Here is a 14680-nt window from a genome sequence, read left to right as displayed (position 1 = left end):
ACGACTGACCGACCCGGACGCACGACGTGCGCACTCGACTGCCGGTCACGGCGATATCTACCTCGACGCCACCCGGCGACCACCCGGTGAGTATCGAAGGGCTTCGAGCGGCGTATGTGTGAACGGTGGCCATGTGAAGGCCTCTCCTCCGCGCGCGTGAAGCGCGCTTTTTTTAAGGGTGGGCTGGGGATGTATCGCTACAGTCTAGTGGCGCGGCGCGGAAGCGTCACGGCATGACCACCAGCGTGCTCGTGCCGGCATCCCTCACCCGGGAGGCCGAAGACAAACGCGAGGCCACTCGCAAAGTCGGTTACGTGGCCCGCGCGGCAGCGATCTTCCGGGTGGACCGCCTGACGGTCTATCCCGACCCCGACGGGGTCGAGAAACGAGGTGCCGGGTTCGTCGAAACGGTGCTGCGGTACGCCGCCACACCCCCCTACCTCCGAAAGGAGGTATGGGACAGGCGGGGCGAGCTAGAGTACGCGGGGGTCCTGCCGGCGCTCCGGGTCCGCTCATGGACCGGCTCCGGTTCGGACGAATCGGGGTCGTTAAGACAGGGAATCGTGACCGAGGTCGGTGCTGATGAACGCGTACGGGTCAATTGCGGCCTGCAACACCCAGTCTCGCTCCCCGTGCCCTCCGGAATGGAGGTCGGGGAGGGGGAGCGCGTCTCCGTCAGGGTCTCTTCGCGACGACCGGTACGGGCGAAGCTCGTCGACGAGCCCGCGGCAGGGTTCGTCGTCGACTCGACCGATATCGACGACGCACTCGCGCGTCCGGACGCCGGGCTGACCATCGCGGCCTCTCGCTACGGCGAGGAGCTGACCGTCACGAAGCTCGACCAGCTGGTCGAACGGCTTCGTGGCGGAGACGATGGGAACGCATCCGGTGTCGAGACGGGCGGATCCGACGAATCTGACGCATCCGACGACGAGGCGGCGCCCCTGGGTGACCTGACAGTCGCCTTCGGTGCGCCCGAGCGGGGGCTCCCCCCCATCCTCGGCGAGGACCCGGACACCGTCGCGGCGGAGACAGGCGACGACAGGTTCGACCTCTGGCTCAATACGGTTCCGAACCAGGGAAGCGAGGTCGTGCGAACGGAGGAAGCGGTGTTCGCCACCCTCGCGCCCCTCAGGCTGACGAGGTAAGACACATGCCAGGAAAGAACAGACCACGCAAAGGCTCGCTGGGCTTCGGCCCGCGTACGCGAGCGGCGAGTGAGACCCCGCGGTTCAACAGCTGGCCCGACGACGACGGCCAGCCGGGTCTCCAGGGCTTCGCCGGCTACAAGGCCGGCATGACACACGTCGTGCTGATCAACGACGAGCCCGACTCCCCCCGCGAGGGGATGGAGGAGACCGTCCCGGTGACGGTCATCGAGACGCCGCCGCTGCGTGCGGTCGCGCTCCGAGCCTACGAAGACACGCCGTACGGCCAGCGTCCCCTCACGGAAGTGTGGGCCGACGAGTTCCACGGTGAGCTCGACCGGACCCTCGACGTACCGGAGGACCACGACGCTGACGCCGCAGAGGAACAGATCCGACAAGCACACGAGGCCGGCGACCTGGGCGACGTGCGCGTCATCACGCACACCGTCCCCACCGACATCGCCGGCGTCCCGCGCAAGAAGCCCGAGGTCATGGAGACCCGAGTCGGCGGCGGCTCCCTTTCGGACCGCCTCGACTTCGGGCTCGACCTCGTCGCAGAGGGCGGCGAGCACTCGATGACCGACGTGTTCCGCGCCGGCGAGTACGCCGACGTGGCCGCGGTCACCAAGGGGAAAGGGACCCAGGGTCCCGTCAAGCGCTGGGGCGTCCAGAAGCGGAAGGGCAAACACGCCCGCCAGGGCTGGCGCCGACGCATCGGCAACCTCGGTCCGTGGAACCCCTCGCGCGTGCGCTCGACGGTCCCCCAGCAGGGCCAGACCGGGTACCACCAGCGCACCGAACTGAACAAGCGCCTCATCGACATCGGTGAGGGCACCGACGCCACCGTCGAGGGCGGCTTCGTCAACTACGGCGAGGTCGACGGGCCGTACACGCTCGTCAAGGGCTCGGTCCCCGGTCCGGACCAGCGTGTCGTGCGCTTCCGGCCGGCGGTCCGCCCGAACGACCAGCCGCGCCTCGACCCCGAGGTCCGGTACGTCTCGACCCAGTCCAACCAGGGCGGGCGCGGGACCGCCGCGACCACACAGGAGGACTAACGTATGGAAGCAACAGTACGCGACCTGAACGGCGACGACGACGGGAGCGTCGACCTCCCCGACATCTTCGAGACGGACCTCCGCCCGGACCTGATCCGGCAGGCCGTCAACGCCGCGCAGGCCAACCGCAAGCAGGACTACGGAGCCGACGACTACGCCGGGATGCGCACGCCCGCCGAGTCCCAGGGGAGCGGCCGCGGCATGGCCCACGTCCCCCGGGAGAACGGCCAGGGGGCGCGCGTCCCCCAGACCGTCGGCGGTCGCCGCGCGCACCCGCCGAAAGAGGAGAAAGATCAGGGCCTCGACATCAACACGAAAGAGAAGAAGCTCGGCGTCCGGTCGGCCATCGCGGCCACGACCGACGCCGACGTGGTGGCCGAGCGCGGCCACGACTTCGACGACGACGCCGAGCTTCCCCTCGTCGTCTCCGACGACTTCGAGGACCTCGTGAAGACTCAGGAAGTCGTCGACGTGCTCGAAAGCCTCGGTGTCGACGCCGACATCGAGCGCGCCGACGAGGCGACGATTCGCGCCGGCCGCGGGACGACCCGCGGGCGCAAGTACCAGCGCGCGAAGTCGATCCTCTTCGTGACGAGCGAGGAGCCCTCGACGGCCGCCCGCAACCTCGCGGGCGCGGACGTGACGACCGCACGCGAGGTCAACGCGGAGGACCTGGCGCCCGGCGGCGACGCCGGCCGCCTGACGGTCTGGACTGAATCCGCCGTCTCGGAGGTGGCCGAGCGATGAATTCGGTCATCAAGTACCCGAACATGACGGAGAAGGCGATGGACGACCTGGACTTCCAGAACAAGCTCCAGTTCGTCGTCGCCGGCGACGCGAGCAAGCCGGAGATCGCCGAGGCGGTCTCCGAGCAGTTCGACGTCACCGTCGTGAACGTGACGACGCAGGTCCAGCCCGACGGCGAGAAGAAGGCGTACGTCGAGCTCTCGGAAGACGACGAGGCCGAGGACGTGGCCTCGCGGATTGGGGTGTTCTGACCATGGGACGACGAATCCAGGGACAACGACGCGGTCGCGGCACCTCGACGTTCCGGGCGCCGTCGCACCGCTACAAGGCGGAGCTGTCGCATCGGACGGTCGAGGACGGCGACGTGATCGGCGGGACCGTCGTGGACATCGAACACGACCCGGCCCGCTCGGCCCCCGTCGCGGCCATCGAGTTCGAGGACGGCGACCAGCGCCTCGTCCTCGCCCCCGAGGGCGTGGGCGTCGGTGACCACATCCAGGTCGGCGTCAGCGCCGAGATCGCCCCGGGCAACACGCTCCCGCTGGCGGAGATCCCCGAGGGGATCCCCGTCTGCAACGTCGAGGCCAACCCCGGCGACGGCGGGAAGTTCGCCCGCGCATCGGGCGTCAACGCCCAGCTGCTCACCCACGACCGCAACGTCGCGGTCGTCACGCTCCCGTCGGGGGAGACCAAGCGGCTGGACCCGGAGTGCCGAGCGACGATCGGCGTGGTGGCCGGCGGTGGCCGCACGGAGAAGCCGTTCGTCAAGGCCGGCAACAAACACCACAAGATGAAATCGCGAGGGTCCAAGTACCCGACCGTTCGTGGTGTCGCGATGAACGCGGTCGACCACCCCTTCGGTGGGGGCGGTCGCCAGCACCCCGGCAAGCCCAAGTCCGTCTCGCGGGACGCCCCGCCGGGCCGGAAGGTGGGTGACATCTCCTCGCGCCGTACCGGCCGAGGTGGCAACAAATGAGTTCGGAATACCAGATCGGCCACGAAGGTGAGTTCACCTACCGTGGTCACACGCTTGAGGAACTGCAGGACCTGAGCCTGGAGGACGTCGCGGAACTGCTGCCCGCTCGACAGCGGCGAAGTATCACGCGCGGCCTCTCCGTGGAGAAGGAGAAGCTGCTCGAGGAAGCTCGCGAAGCCGGCGAGGAGGAGACGGCCAACGACCCCATCCGCACGCATCTGCGCGACATGCCGATCGTGCCGGAGATGGTCGGGATCACCTTCGCCGTCTACACCGGTCAGAGCTTCGAGCGAGTGAAGGTCGAGCCGGAGATGCTCGGTCACTACCTCGGCGAGTTCCAGCTGACACGGAACTCCGTCGAGCACGGCCAGGCCGGCATCGGGGCCACGCGTTCCTCGAAGTTCGTACCGCTCAAATAACATGGGAATCAGCTACTCAGTCGACGCCGACCCGGAGACCACGGCGAAAGCGATGCTTCGGGAGCGTCAGATGAGCCACAAGCACAGCAAGGCCATCGCCCGCGAGATCAAGGGCAAGACGGCCGCCGACGCCGTCGAGTACCTGCAGGCGGTCATCGACGAAGAGCAGTCGGTGCCGTTCCGCCAGCACAACTCGGGCGTCGGTCACCGAAACGACATCGACGGCTGGGACGCCGGCCGCTACCCCGAGAAGGCCAGCGAGGGCTTCCTCGACCTGCTCGAGAACGCCGTCGGCAACGCCGACGAGCAGGGTTTCGACGGCGAGAACATGGAGATCATGCACGTCGCCGCCCACAAGGTCGGCGAGTCCCAGGGCCGCAAGCCCCGCGCGATGGGTCGCGCGAGCCCCTGGAACTCCCCGCAGGTCGACGTCGAGTTGATCCTCGAAGAGCCGGAGGAGGAGCAGTAATGGCGGACGAACAGCAGTTCATCGAGGACGGCCTCCAGCGCACCCAGATCGACGAGTTCTTCGCCGACGAGCTGGGCCGCGCGGGCTACGGCGGCATGGAAGTCGCCAAGACCCCGATGGGCACGCAGATCGTCCTGAAAGCCGAAAAGCCCGGCATGGTCATCGGCAAGGGCGGGAAGAACATCCGCAAGGTCACGACGGAGCTCGAGGAGCGCTTCGACCTCGAGGACCCGCAGGTCGACGTCCAGGAGGTCGACGAGCCGGACCTCAACGCCCGGATCGTCGCCGACCGCCTGGCGAACGCCCTCGAACGCGGCTGGTACTTCCGCAAGGCCGGCCACACCACGATCGACCGGATCATGGAGTCCGGCGCGAAGGGCGCCGAGATCGTCCTCTCGGGGAAGGTCACGGGCGCCCGCTCGCGCGTGGAGAAGTTCAACCGCGGGTACATCAAGCACAACGGTGAGCCGGCCGAGAACATCGTCGACCACGGGGTCGGCACCGCGGTCATGAAGCTCGGTACCATCGGCGTGCAGGTGAAGATCATCCCGCCCGAGGCCGAACTCCCCGACGACTTCGAGGTCTACGAGGACATGGAAGTCGAGGACTACGTCGCCGACGTCGAGGACGAGTCCGTCGAGGAGCTCCTCGAAGGCGAGCCCGACGAGGGCGACGGCGAGCCGGTCGCCGAGTCCGAGGCCGACGACGAGTCGGCCGAGCCCGACGTCGACGAGGAGGTCATCGAAGAGGCCGCCGAGGAGACCGAGGAGTTCGACGACGTGGACGTGCCCGACGACGACGGCATCGACGAGGAACTCGAGGACCTCGACGAGGCCGTCGACGAGGAGCTCGACGAGGAGACCGAGGCGGAAGCCGAGGAGCTCGTCGAAGAGATGGAAGACGCCGAGGACGACGAGTCCGAGGCGGACGCCGACAGCGAGGAGGGTGACGACGAATGACCGTCCTCTACACCGAGGAGATCCGCGACATGACGCCCCCCGAGCGGGAGTCGGAGCTCGAAGAGCTCGAGACGGAACTCCTGAACGACCGAGCAGTCAAGGCCGCGGGCGGTGCCCCGGAAAACCCGGGTCGCATCAAGGAGCTCCGCAAGGCCATCGCGCGGATCAAGACGATCCAGCGAGAAGAAGGCGACCTCGAGGAGTCCGAGTAACGATGCTGACACCCGAAACGCTCACGAGACACGAACTGGTCGGCCTGTCGGCCCGCGTTCGCGCGGGCGACAACCCCGACCTGCTCGACATCGAGGGCCGCGTCGTCGCGGAGACGACGAACACCCTCGGAATCGAGCGCGGGGGCGGCGAGCCCACCGGCCCGAGGGCCGGCGAGCGAGCGTCTCGGGTGGCGACGGTCCCCAAGGCGGGGACCTCCTTCGAGTTCGAGCTCGCCACGGGCGAGCTCGTCACCGTCGAAGGGCGCAGGCTGGTCGCACGGCCTGCACGACGAACGGAGAAATCTGGTGATAGCAAATGGCGCTAGGATTGAACGTACAAGAACCCGACGCGGTCTGTGACGACGATAACTGCCCGTTCCACGGCACGCTGAGTGTCCGCGGGCAGACGATCGAGGGCACAGTCGCGTCGACAGACATGGACAAGACCGTCGTCGTCGAGCGAGAGTACGACGTGCCGGTGCCGAAATACGACCGCCTGATGAAACGGCGGAGCCGTGTTCCGGCCCACGCACCGGAGTGCCTCGACCTCGACGAGGGCGAGACAGTGACGATTGCGGAGTGTCGACCGCTCTCGAAGACGAAGAGCCACGTGGTCGTTTCCCGCGAGGGAGGTGACGACTGATGGAGGCGATGAAGGCAGACGTGACCCAGGGCCTGGAGAAGGGCTCGCTGATCAACTGCGCCGACAACACCGGCGCACGCGAACTGAAGGTCATCTCCATCGCCGGCTACTCGGGAGCGAAAAACCGCCATCCGAAGGCGGGTATCGGTGACAAGATCACCGTCTCGGTCACGAAAGGGACCCCGGAGATGCGGCGGCAGGTGCTGGAGGCGGTCGTCGTCCGCCAGCGCAAGCCGATCCGCCGCCCGGACGGCACCCGCGTGAAGTTCGAGGACAACGCGGCGGTCGTCGTCGACGACAACGAGGACCCCCGCGGTACCGAACTGAAAGGACCCATCGCCCGCGAGGTCGCGGAGCGATTCGGATCGGTCGCCTCGACGGCGACGATGATAGTATGAGCAAGCAACCACGCAAACAGCGGAACGACGACGCTGCGGCGCCGCTGCACGAGCGCCACGAGAAGGTCCGGGCGACGCTCGCCGAGGACCTCCGTGACGAGTACGGGCAGCGAAACGTGCGCGTCAACGAGGGCGACACGGTCGAGGTGCTGCGCGGCGACTTCGCCGGCGAGACCGGCGAAGTGGTCGACGTGGACCTCTCCGAGACCGCGGTCAGAGTCGAGGACGTGACAGTCGAGGCGGCGGACGGCGAGGAGGTTCCCCGTCCGGTCGACGCCTCGAACCTGCGCGTCACCGACCTGACCCTCGAGGACGACCTGCGCCAGGAGCGTCTCGAATCTGAGGAGGACAGCGCATGACGAAGCATCAGAAGCGACTCTCGGTGCCGAACAGCTGGCCGATCGAGCGCAAGACCGAGACGTTCACCGTCAAGGCCGACGCCGGTCCCCACGGCGAGGCGGGGGTTCCCCTGCTCATCGTCCTGCGGGACGTACTCGGCTACGCGGACACCCGCAAGGAGGCTCGCTACGCCCTCGACCAGGACAGCGTCCTGATCAACGGCAAGGCGGTCTCCGACGAGGAGCGTCCGGTCGGGATGTTCGACATCCTTGCGTTCGTCGAGCGCGACGAGTACTACCGCGTGTTCCCCGGCGACGGCGGTCGGCTCGCGCTGACCCCGATCGACGCCGATGCCGCGGACTCCGCGCTTGGCAAGATCGTGAACAAACAGCACGTCCCCGGCGGGGACGTGCAGCTGACCCTGCACGACGGGCAGACGCTGACCGTCGACGAGGGCGCCCCCTACGACGGCGGCGACTCCGTGGTCGTCTCGAACGACGACGGCGAGATCGTCGCCCACTTCGAGTACGAGGAGGGCGCGCTGGTGACGGCCGTCGACGGCGCCCACGCGGGCGAGGTCGGCACGGTCGAGACCATCCAGGTCACGCCCGGCAGCGCCTCCAACAACGTGCTGGTCGAGCAGGACGGCGACGACGGCTTCGAGACGGTCGAGGAGTACGTCGTCGTCATCGACGAGAACTTCACCGACGACGAGGGCGAGAGCCCCGAGGACGCGACCGAGGAGGCCGCGGCCGACGTCGAGGACGGAGGTGACGACGAATGAGCTCGGAGAGCGACTCCGGCTCCGGTTTCCACGAGATGCGCGAGCCGCGCGTCGAGAAGGTCGTCGTCCACATGGGCGTCGGCGAGGGCGGCCGCGAACTCGCGGACGCCGAGGAGATCCTGGAGAACGTGGCCGGGCAACAGCCCGTCCGCACGCAGGCCCAGGCGACCGTCGGCGAGTTCGGCGTCCGCCAGGGCGACCCCATCGGTGCGAAGGTCACGCTGCGCGACGAGGACGCACGCGAGTTCCTCGAGACGGCGCTGGACCTGGCCGACCTCTCGGAGTCGCAGTTCGACGACACCGGCAACTTCAGCTTCGGCGTCGAGGAACACACCGACTTCCCGAGCCAGGAGTACGACCCCAACACCGGTATCTACGGGCTGGACGTGACGGTCAACCTGGTCCGGCCGGGCTACCGCGTATCGAAGCGAGACAAGGCGTCCCGACAGATCCCGTCGAGCCACCGGCTGGACGTGGCGGACGCGGTCGCGTTCGTCGAGGGGGCGTTCGACGTGGAGGTGAGCGAATGAGCGAGAGCGAATCAGAGCCCGAAACCGGCGAGCAGGTAGCAAAGCGGACCGGCCAGCTGGAGTCCTGTCAGCGCTGCGGTCGCGAGCAGGGACTGGTCGGCAAGTACGACATCTGGCTGTGTCGCCAGTGCTTCCGAGAGATCTCGCGAAGCATGGGCTTCAGGAAGTACTCATGACAGGAAACGACCCACTCGCCAACGCGCTCTCGGGCATCGACAACGCCGAGAGCGTCGGGCATCTCGACCACGAGGTATCACCCGCCTCGAACGAGATCGGCAGCGTGCTCGAGGTCTTCTACGACCGCGGGTACATCGACGGCTTCGAGTTCGTCGACGACGGCAAAGCCGGTCAGTTCGAGGTCGAACTGAAAGGAGCGATCAACGAATGTGGCCCGGTCCTGCCCCGCTACTCCGCTGGGGCCGACGGGTTCGAGAAGTGGGAGAAGCGATTCCTCCCCGCCCGTGACTACGGGACGCTCGTCGTCACGACCAGCCACGGGATCATGAGCCACTACGAGGCCCGCGAGGAGGGCATCGGTGGCCAGGTCATCGCCTACGTATACTGACAATGCCACGCACAGAACTACAGATTCCAGACGAGGCGAGCGCCGAGATGGACCACCTCGAACTCACAGTCGAGGGGTCTAACGGGAGCGTGACCCGACGGCTCTGGTACCCCGACGTGTCCGTGACGGTCGAGGACGGCTCGGTCGTCATCGAGAGCGACGAGGACGACGCGAAGACGATGTCGACGCTGGGGACCTTCGAGAGCCACGTTCGGAACATGTTCCACGGCGTCACCGAGGGCTGGGAGTACGAGATGGAAGTCTTCTACTCTCACTTCCCGATGCAGGTCGACGTCGAGGGCGAGGAAGTCGTCATCGAGAACTTCCTCGGTGAGCGCGCGCCGCGCCGCACCGAGATCCACGGGGACACCGACGTGTCCGTCTCCGAGGAACAGATCACGCTGTCGGGCCCCGACGTGGAAGCGGTCGGCCAGACGGCGGCGGACATCGAACAGCTGACCCGCGTCACGGACAAGGACGTCCGCATCTTCCAGGACGGGGTCTACATTACACAGAAGCCGACACGAGGTGACGCCTGATGGCAGACGACGACCAAGACACCGAGGAGGCGGCCGACGCCGAGACCGAGGAGTTCGAGGAGCTGGAGGACATCAGCGGGGTCGGACCCTCGCGAGCCTCCGACCTCGAAGAGGCCGGTTACGACACCGTCGACGACGTGCGCGGCGCCAGCCAGGAGGAGCTCGCCGACGTGGTGGGCAACGCCCTGGCGGCCCGCATCAAAGCCGACGTGGGCGGCCTCGAAGTCGCCGAGGAGACCGAGGCGGAGGTCGAAGAGGAGGAGACCGAAGAAGCCGAGGAGACCGAGGAGCCGGCCGAAGACGTCGAGACCGAGATGCGTCCGCGCATCGAGGTCGACTTCGAGCCGGACATCGACGAGAACACCGAGCGGCTGCTCGACGAGCGACGGACGACGAGCATGCCGCAGTTCAACCGGCAGGACTACCACAAGAAAAAGCGCGTCTCGACCTCGTGGCGCAAGCCGCGCGGGACGCTCTCGAAGCAGCGGATCGGCATCAAGGGCAAGGGCGACACCGTTCAGGCGGGCTTCCGCACGCCGACGGCGGTGCGCGGCCTGCACCCCTCCGGCTTCGAGGAAGTCCGCGTCCACAACGTCGACGACCTCGAGGGCGTGGACGGCGACACGGAAGCCGTCCGCATCGCCTCGAAGGTCGGCGGCCGCAAGCGCGAGCGCATCGAGGACGAGGCCGAGGACCGACAGATCAAGGTCCTCAACCCCACCTACGAGGAGGTCGAAGTCGATGACTGACCTGAGCGCACAGAAGCGAATGGCGTCGGACGTGCTCGACGTCGGCGAGAACAAGATCTGGCTCGACCCCGAACGCCAGGGCGAACTCGCGGACGCCATCACGCGCGACGACATCCGCGAACTCGTCGACGAGGGCGCTATCCGCGCCGAGTCGCCGAAAGGCAACTCGCGCGGTCGCGCCCGCGAGCGCCAGAAGAAACGCGCCTACGGCCATCAGAAGGGCCAGGGCTCCCGGAAGGGGACCGCGGGCGGCCGCGAGAACCAGAAGGAGAAATGGGAATCGCAGATCCGCGCACAGCGCGCGAAACTCCGCGAGCTGCGCGACTCGGGCGAGATCTCGAAGTCGCACTACCGCGAGCTCTACGACCGCGCCAGCGGTGGGGAGTTCGACAGCGTCGCGGACATCGAGCGGACACTGGAGGACAACTAATGGCGACAGGACCACGCTACACGGTGCCGATGCGGCGTCGCCGCGAGGCCCGGACCGATTACCATCAGAGGTTGCGCCTGCTGAAATCCGGCAAACCGCGCCTGGTCGCTCGAAAGAGCAACCGGCACGTCACGGCGCAGCTGATCATCACCGGAGCCGAGGGCGACGAGACAGTTACGAGCGCGCATTCGAGCGACCTCGAGGAGTACGGCTGGGAAGCGCCGACGGGCAACATGCCCGCGGCGTACCTGACCGGCGTCCTCGCGGGACTGCGCGCGGTCGAAGCCGGCCTCGACGAGGCCGTCCTCGACATCGGTCTCAACTCCCCGACACCGGGTAGCAAAGTATTCGCGGTACAGGAAGGCGCAATCGACGCCGGACTCGACGTTCCCCACAACGACAGCGTGCTGGCCGACTGGTCGCGCACGCGCGGCGAGCACATCGCCGAGTACGCCGAGCAGCTCGACGACGGGCTCTACGGCGGGGACTTCGACGCAACAGACCTACCGGAGCACTTCGACGACATGCGAGAAACACTGCTGGAGGCGGATGAACTATGAGTAGCGGCTGGGAGCCGCGGACACGGCTCGGCCACGCGGTCGCCGAGGGCGAGATCGACTCGATGCAGGACGCCCTCAACTCCGGCCTGCCGCTCAAGGAACCGGAGATCGTCGACCAGCTCGTCCCCGGACTCGAGGACGAGGTGCTCGACATCAACATGGTCCAGCGGATGACCGACTCGGGCCGCCGCGTGAAGTTCCGCTGCGTGGTCGTCGTGGGCAACCGCGACGGCCTCGTCGGCTACGCGGAGGGTCGGGACGACCAGGTCGGCGGCGCCATCCAGAAGGCCATCGAGGTGGCGAAGCTGAACCTCATCGACGTCTCGCGGGGCTGCGGGTCCTGGGAGTGTGGCTGTGGGCGCGCCCACACCGTCGCGCTCCGGACGACCGGCAAGGCCGGGAGCGTCGAGGTCGAACTGCAGCCCGCGCCGCGCGGGCTCGGGCTCGCGGGCGGGGAGACGGTCCGCCACGTGCTCGAACTCGCTGGCATCGAGGACATCTGGACGCGCTCGTCGGGCAACACGCGCACGACGGTGAACTTCGCGAAGGCGACGTTCAACGCGCTCCAGAACACCGCCGAGGCCCGCGTCCCCCAGGAGACCTGGGAGAAGCGCGAGGTGATCGAGTGATGCAAGCGCTCGTTCAACTCCGCGGCGAGGTCAACATGAACCAGGACGTACGGGACACGCTGGAGATGCTCAACGTCCACAACGTGAACCACGCCGCCCTGATCCCGGAGACGGACGCCTACCGCGGCATGGTCACGAAGGTCAACGACTACGTGGCCTACGGCGAGCCCAGCGTCGAGACGGTCGCGCTGCTGATCGAGCGGCGCGGCGAGCCGCTGGAGGGCGAGGCCGACATCGACGACTCGTGGGTCGTCGCCAACACCGACTACATGAGCGTCGAGGAACTCGCCGAGGCGCTCGCCGACGAGGAGACGACGCTGCGCGAGCAGGGGCTGGCGCCGACGCTGCGCCTGCACCCGCCCCGCGGCGGCCACGACGGCATCAAACACCCCACCAAGGAGGGCGGACAGCTCGGCAAGCACGACACCGAGGCCATGGACGACCTCCTGGAGGCGATGCGATGACATCCAAGAAGAAACGACAGCGCGGTTCCCGAACGCACGGTGGCGGGACTCACAAGAACCGCCGCGGCGCCGGCCACCGCGGCGGCCGGGGCAACGCGGGCAGCCGCAAACACGAGATGCACAACCACGGCCCGTGGGACAAACACGGGTTCAAACGACCCGACGACGTCCAGGACGATGTCGCGGAGGTCGACGTCCGCGAGCTCGACGAGGACGCCGCGCTGCTGGCGGCCGACGGCGTCGCCGACGAGGAAGGCGACGGCTACGGCATCGACGCGCGCGACGTGGTCGAAGACGGCCACGAGGTCGACGTGGTGAAGGTGCTCGGTGCCGGCCAGGTCCGTAACGAGCTGCACCTGGTCGCCGACGCGTTCTCCGACGGAGCCGAGGAGAAAGTCGAGGACGCTGGCGGTTCGGTCGAGCTGACAGAAGCCGGTCAGGCTCGCGCCGAGGAAACCGACAAGGATACACCCGACGAGCAAGACGAGTCATAACCATGGGCTGGAAGGACACCGCCGAACCGGTACTCACCCGCATGCCCACCGTCCAGCGACCGGAGGGGCACGTCCCCTTCAAGCGCAAACTCGGCTGGACGGCCGGCGTGCTGGTGCTGTACTTCTTCCTGACGAACGTCTTCCTGTTCGGACTACAGGGCCAGGGAAGTGAGGCATTCGGACGCTTCCGTTCGATCCTGGCCGGTGGCCAGGGAACGATACTGCAACTCGGCATCGGACCGATCGTCACGGCCAGCATCGTGTTGCAGTTGCTCGGCGGTGCCGACCTGCTCGGCCTCGACACGCAGAACAACCCCCGGGACCAGGTGCTGTATCAGGGGCTCCAGAAGTTCCTGGTGCTCGTGATGATCTGCCTGACGGGCCTGCCGATGGTGTTCGCCGGCAACTTCCTGCCGGCGAGCCCGGCGCTGGCCCAGTCGTTCCCCGGCGGCGCGTTCGGCGTGCAGTGGCTGCTGTTCGCGCAGATCTTCGTCGGTGGTGTCCTCATCCTCTACATGGACGAGGTCATCTCCAAGTGGGGCGTCGGCTCCGGGATCGGCCTGTTCATCATCGCCGGCGTGAGCCAGCGACTGATCGGCGGGCTCGTCTCGACGAGCTTCATCGGCAACCCCGAGCAGCTCGGTATCATCCCGACGTGGATCGGCATCGTCACCGGGAGCGTCGACGTGGGTCCGATCCTCGGGAGCGGGCTGCAGACGCTCGTGTTCGGCCAGGGACAGATCCTCGCGCTGATCACGACGGTCATGATCTTCGTGATCGTCGTCTACGCCGAGAGCGTCCGCGTCGAGATCCCCCTCTCGAACACGCGCGTCAAGGGCGCCCGCGGTCGCTTCCCCGTGAAGCTCATCTACGCGAGCGTCCTGCCGATGATCCTCGTCCGCGCGCTGCAGGCCAACCTCCAGTTCCTGGGCCGCATCCTCTACGCCCAGTTGGGGAGTCTGCCCGCGTGGCTGGGCACGTATCAGGAGTCGGCGAGCGGCGTCGCCAACCCGGTCGGCGGCCTGTTCTACTACATGGCCCCGGTCCGGAACCCCGAACAGTGGATGTGGTGGCTCGGCCAGACCAACGCCGCGCCGTGGCAGATCATGCTGCGGGTCGGCGTCGACCTGACGTTCATGGTCATCGGTGGCGCCATCTTCGCCATCTTCTGGGTCGAGACGACCGACATGGGCCCGGAGGCGACCGCCCAGCAGATCCACAACTCCGGGATGGAGATCCCCGGCTTCCGCCGGAACACCAGCGTCATCGAGAAGGTGCTGGAGCGGTACATCCCGCAGGTGACCGTCATCGGCGGGGCCTTAGTCGGCCTGCTGGCGGTCCTCGCTAACATGATGGGCACCATCGGGAACGTCTCCGGGACGGGCCTGCTGCTGACGGTGTCTATCACCTACAAGATCTACGAGGAGATCGCCGAAGAGCAACTCATGGAGATGCACCCCATGATGCGCCAGATGTTCGGCTGACGACGCCGACCATCCGATCGCGACCACATTTTTCGACGCTCGACGTGGAACCGGACAGCGATAGCGCCGCTGGCCGGCCGGCGTGCC

The 14680-nt window shown here is 67.5% G+C and carries 25 protein-coding genes; all 25 read left to right on the top strand.

What is annotated here, in order from left to right; all coding sequences use genetic code 11:
• The first annotated feature begins 233 nt into the window (after positions 1 to 233).
• The 25 genes from C475_RS15715 to secY are packed head-to-tail and all read left to right on the top strand — an operon-like array spanning position 234 to position 14593.
• Entirely contained in the window at positions 234 to 1148 is a 915-nt protein-coding gene (locus tag C475_RS15715) for a putative RNA uridine N3 methyltransferase (RefSeq protein WP_006884845.1), read from the top strand.
• A gap of 5 nt (positions 1149 to 1153) precedes the next feature.
• Positions 1154 to 2203 carry a 50S ribosomal protein L3 gene (gene rpl3p / locus C475_RS15710; RefSeq protein ID WP_006884844.1) on the top strand — a complete coding sequence of 350 codons (1050 nt, stop codon included), beginning with the start codon at positions 1154 to 1156 and terminating at the stop codon, positions 2201 to 2203.
• A gap of 3 nt (positions 2204 to 2206) precedes the next feature.
• Positions 2207 to 2950 carry a 50S ribosomal protein L4 gene (gene rpl4p, locus C475_RS15705; RefSeq protein ID WP_006884843.1) on the top strand — a complete coding sequence of 248 codons (744 nt, stop codon included), beginning with the start codon at positions 2207 to 2209 and terminating at the stop codon, positions 2948 to 2950.
• On the top strand, positions 2947 to 3201 hold the full coding sequence (locus C475_RS15700; RefSeq protein ID WP_006884842.1) for a 50S ribosomal protein L23: 255 nt from the start codon (positions 2947 to 2949) through the stop codon (positions 3199 to 3201). Before rpl4p ends, C475_RS15700 begins: the two co-directional genes overlap by 4 nt.
• A 2-nt stretch (positions 3202 to 3203) precedes the next feature.
• Positions 3204 to 3926, top strand: coding sequence for a 50S ribosomal protein L2 (locus C475_RS15695; RefSeq protein WP_006884841.1), 723 nt, complete (start codon positions 3204 to 3206; stop codon positions 3924 to 3926).
• Positions 3923 to 4345 (top strand): 30S ribosomal protein S19, encoded by a 423-nt coding sequence (locus tag C475_RS15690; protein WP_006884840.1) that lies wholly within the window; start codon positions 3923 to 3925, stop codon positions 4343 to 4345. Before C475_RS15695 ends, C475_RS15690 begins: the two co-directional genes overlap by 4 nt.
• Position 4346: 1 nt before the next feature.
• Positions 4347 to 4814 carry a 50S ribosomal protein L22 gene (locus tag C475_RS15685; protein ID WP_006884839.1) on the top strand — a complete coding sequence of 156 codons (468 nt, stop codon included), beginning with the start codon at positions 4347 to 4349 and terminating at the stop codon, positions 4812 to 4814.
• Positions 4814 to 5773, top strand: a complete 960-nt coding sequence (locus tag C475_RS15680) for a 30S ribosomal protein S3 (protein ID WP_006884838.1) — start codon at positions 4814 to 4816, stop codon at positions 5771 to 5773. Before C475_RS15685 ends, C475_RS15680 begins: the two co-directional genes overlap by 1 nt.
• Positions 5770 to 5985 carry a 50S ribosomal protein L29 gene (gene rpmC / locus C475_RS15675; protein WP_006884837.1) on the top strand — a complete coding sequence of 72 codons (216 nt, stop codon included), beginning with the start codon at positions 5770 to 5772 and terminating at the stop codon, positions 5983 to 5985. The genes C475_RS15680 and rpmC overlap by 4 nt, the downstream gene beginning before the upstream one ends.
• Before the next feature lie 2 nt (positions 5986 to 5987).
• Positions 5988 to 6311 carry a ribonuclease P protein component 1 gene (locus tag C475_RS15670; RefSeq protein ID WP_006884836.1) on the top strand — a complete coding sequence of 108 codons (324 nt, stop codon included), beginning with the start codon at positions 5988 to 5990 and terminating at the stop codon, positions 6309 to 6311.
• Positions 6302 to 6628, top strand: a complete 327-nt coding sequence (locus tag C475_RS15665) for a 30S ribosomal protein S17 (protein WP_006884835.1) — start codon at positions 6302 to 6304, stop codon at positions 6626 to 6628. The genes C475_RS15670 and C475_RS15665 overlap by 10 nt, the downstream gene beginning before the upstream one ends.
• Positions 6628 to 7026, top strand: coding sequence for a 50S ribosomal protein L14 (locus C475_RS15660; protein ID WP_006884834.1), 399 nt, complete (start codon positions 6628 to 6630; stop codon positions 7024 to 7026). The genes C475_RS15665 and C475_RS15660 overlap by 1 nt, the downstream gene beginning before the upstream one ends.
• Positions 7023 to 7385, top strand: a complete 363-nt coding sequence (gene rplX / locus C475_RS15655) for a 50S ribosomal protein L24 (protein ID WP_006884833.1) — start codon at positions 7023 to 7025, stop codon at positions 7383 to 7385. The genes C475_RS15660 and rplX overlap by 4 nt, the downstream gene beginning before the upstream one ends.
• Positions 7382 to 8149 carry a 30S ribosomal protein S4e gene (locus C475_RS15650; protein ID WP_006884832.1) on the top strand — a complete coding sequence of 256 codons (768 nt, stop codon included), beginning with the start codon at positions 7382 to 7384 and terminating at the stop codon, positions 8147 to 8149. The genes rplX and C475_RS15650 overlap by 4 nt, the downstream gene beginning before the upstream one ends.
• Positions 8146 to 8679 (top strand): 50S ribosomal protein L5, encoded by a 534-nt coding sequence (locus tag C475_RS15645; RefSeq protein WP_006884831.1) that lies wholly within the window; start codon positions 8146 to 8148, stop codon positions 8677 to 8679. Before C475_RS15650 ends, C475_RS15645 begins: the two co-directional genes overlap by 4 nt.
• Positions 8676 to 8855: a 30S ribosomal protein S14 gene (locus tag C475_RS15640; protein ID WP_006884830.1), complete on the top strand. Its 180-nt coding sequence runs from the start codon at positions 8676 to 8678 to the stop codon at positions 8853 to 8855. The genes C475_RS15645 and C475_RS15640 overlap by 4 nt, the downstream gene beginning before the upstream one ends.
• Entirely contained in the window at positions 8852 to 9244 is a 393-nt protein-coding gene (locus C475_RS15635; protein ID WP_006884829.1) for a 30S ribosomal protein S8, read from the top strand. Before C475_RS15640 ends, C475_RS15635 begins: the two co-directional genes overlap by 4 nt.
• Before the next feature lie 2 nt (positions 9245 to 9246).
• Entirely contained in the window at positions 9247 to 9783 is a 537-nt protein-coding gene (locus C475_RS15630; protein WP_006884828.1) for a 50S ribosomal protein L6, read from the top strand.
• Entirely contained in the window at positions 9783 to 10532 is a 750-nt protein-coding gene (locus tag C475_RS15625) for a 50S ribosomal protein L32e (protein WP_006884827.1), read from the top strand. Before C475_RS15630 ends, C475_RS15625 begins: the two co-directional genes overlap by 1 nt.
• Positions 10525 to 10962, top strand: coding sequence for a 50S ribosomal protein L19e (locus C475_RS15620; protein ID WP_006884826.1), 438 nt, complete (start codon positions 10525 to 10527; stop codon positions 10960 to 10962). The genes C475_RS15625 and C475_RS15620 overlap by 8 nt, the downstream gene beginning before the upstream one ends.
• Positions 10962 to 11522, top strand: coding sequence for a 50S ribosomal protein L18 (locus tag C475_RS15615; RefSeq protein WP_006884825.1), 561 nt, complete (start codon positions 10962 to 10964; stop codon positions 11520 to 11522). Before C475_RS15620 ends, C475_RS15615 begins: the two co-directional genes overlap by 1 nt.
• Complete coding sequence (locus tag C475_RS15610; protein WP_006884824.1) at positions 11519 to 12151, top strand: 30S ribosomal protein S5; 633 nt, start codon at positions 11519 to 11521, stop codon at positions 12149 to 12151. Before C475_RS15615 ends, C475_RS15610 begins: the two co-directional genes overlap by 4 nt.
• Positions 12151 to 12615, top strand: a complete 465-nt coding sequence (gene rpmD, locus C475_RS15605; RefSeq protein ID WP_006884823.1) for a 50S ribosomal protein L30 — start codon at positions 12151 to 12153, stop codon at positions 12613 to 12615. The genes C475_RS15610 and rpmD overlap by 1 nt, the downstream gene beginning before the upstream one ends.
• Entirely contained in the window at positions 12612 to 13109 is a 498-nt protein-coding gene (locus C475_RS15600) for an uL15m family ribosomal protein (protein WP_006884822.1), read from the top strand. The genes rpmD and C475_RS15600 overlap by 4 nt, the downstream gene beginning before the upstream one ends.
• A gap of 2 nt (positions 13110 to 13111) precedes the next feature.
• Complete coding sequence (gene secY, locus C475_RS15595; protein ID WP_006884821.1) at positions 13112 to 14593, top strand: preprotein translocase subunit SecY; 1482 nt, start codon at positions 13112 to 13114, stop codon at positions 14591 to 14593.
• Positions 14594 to 14680 lie beyond the last annotated feature (87 nt).

The organism is Halosimplex carlsbadense 2-9-1 (genome assembly GCF_000337455.1).
Lineage (GTDB): Archaea > Halobacteriota > Halobacteria > Halobacteriales > Haloarculaceae > Halosimplex > Halosimplex carlsbadense.
Note: the sequence above shows the minus strand (reverse complement) of the source record. Positions and strands in the feature narration are given on the sequence as shown.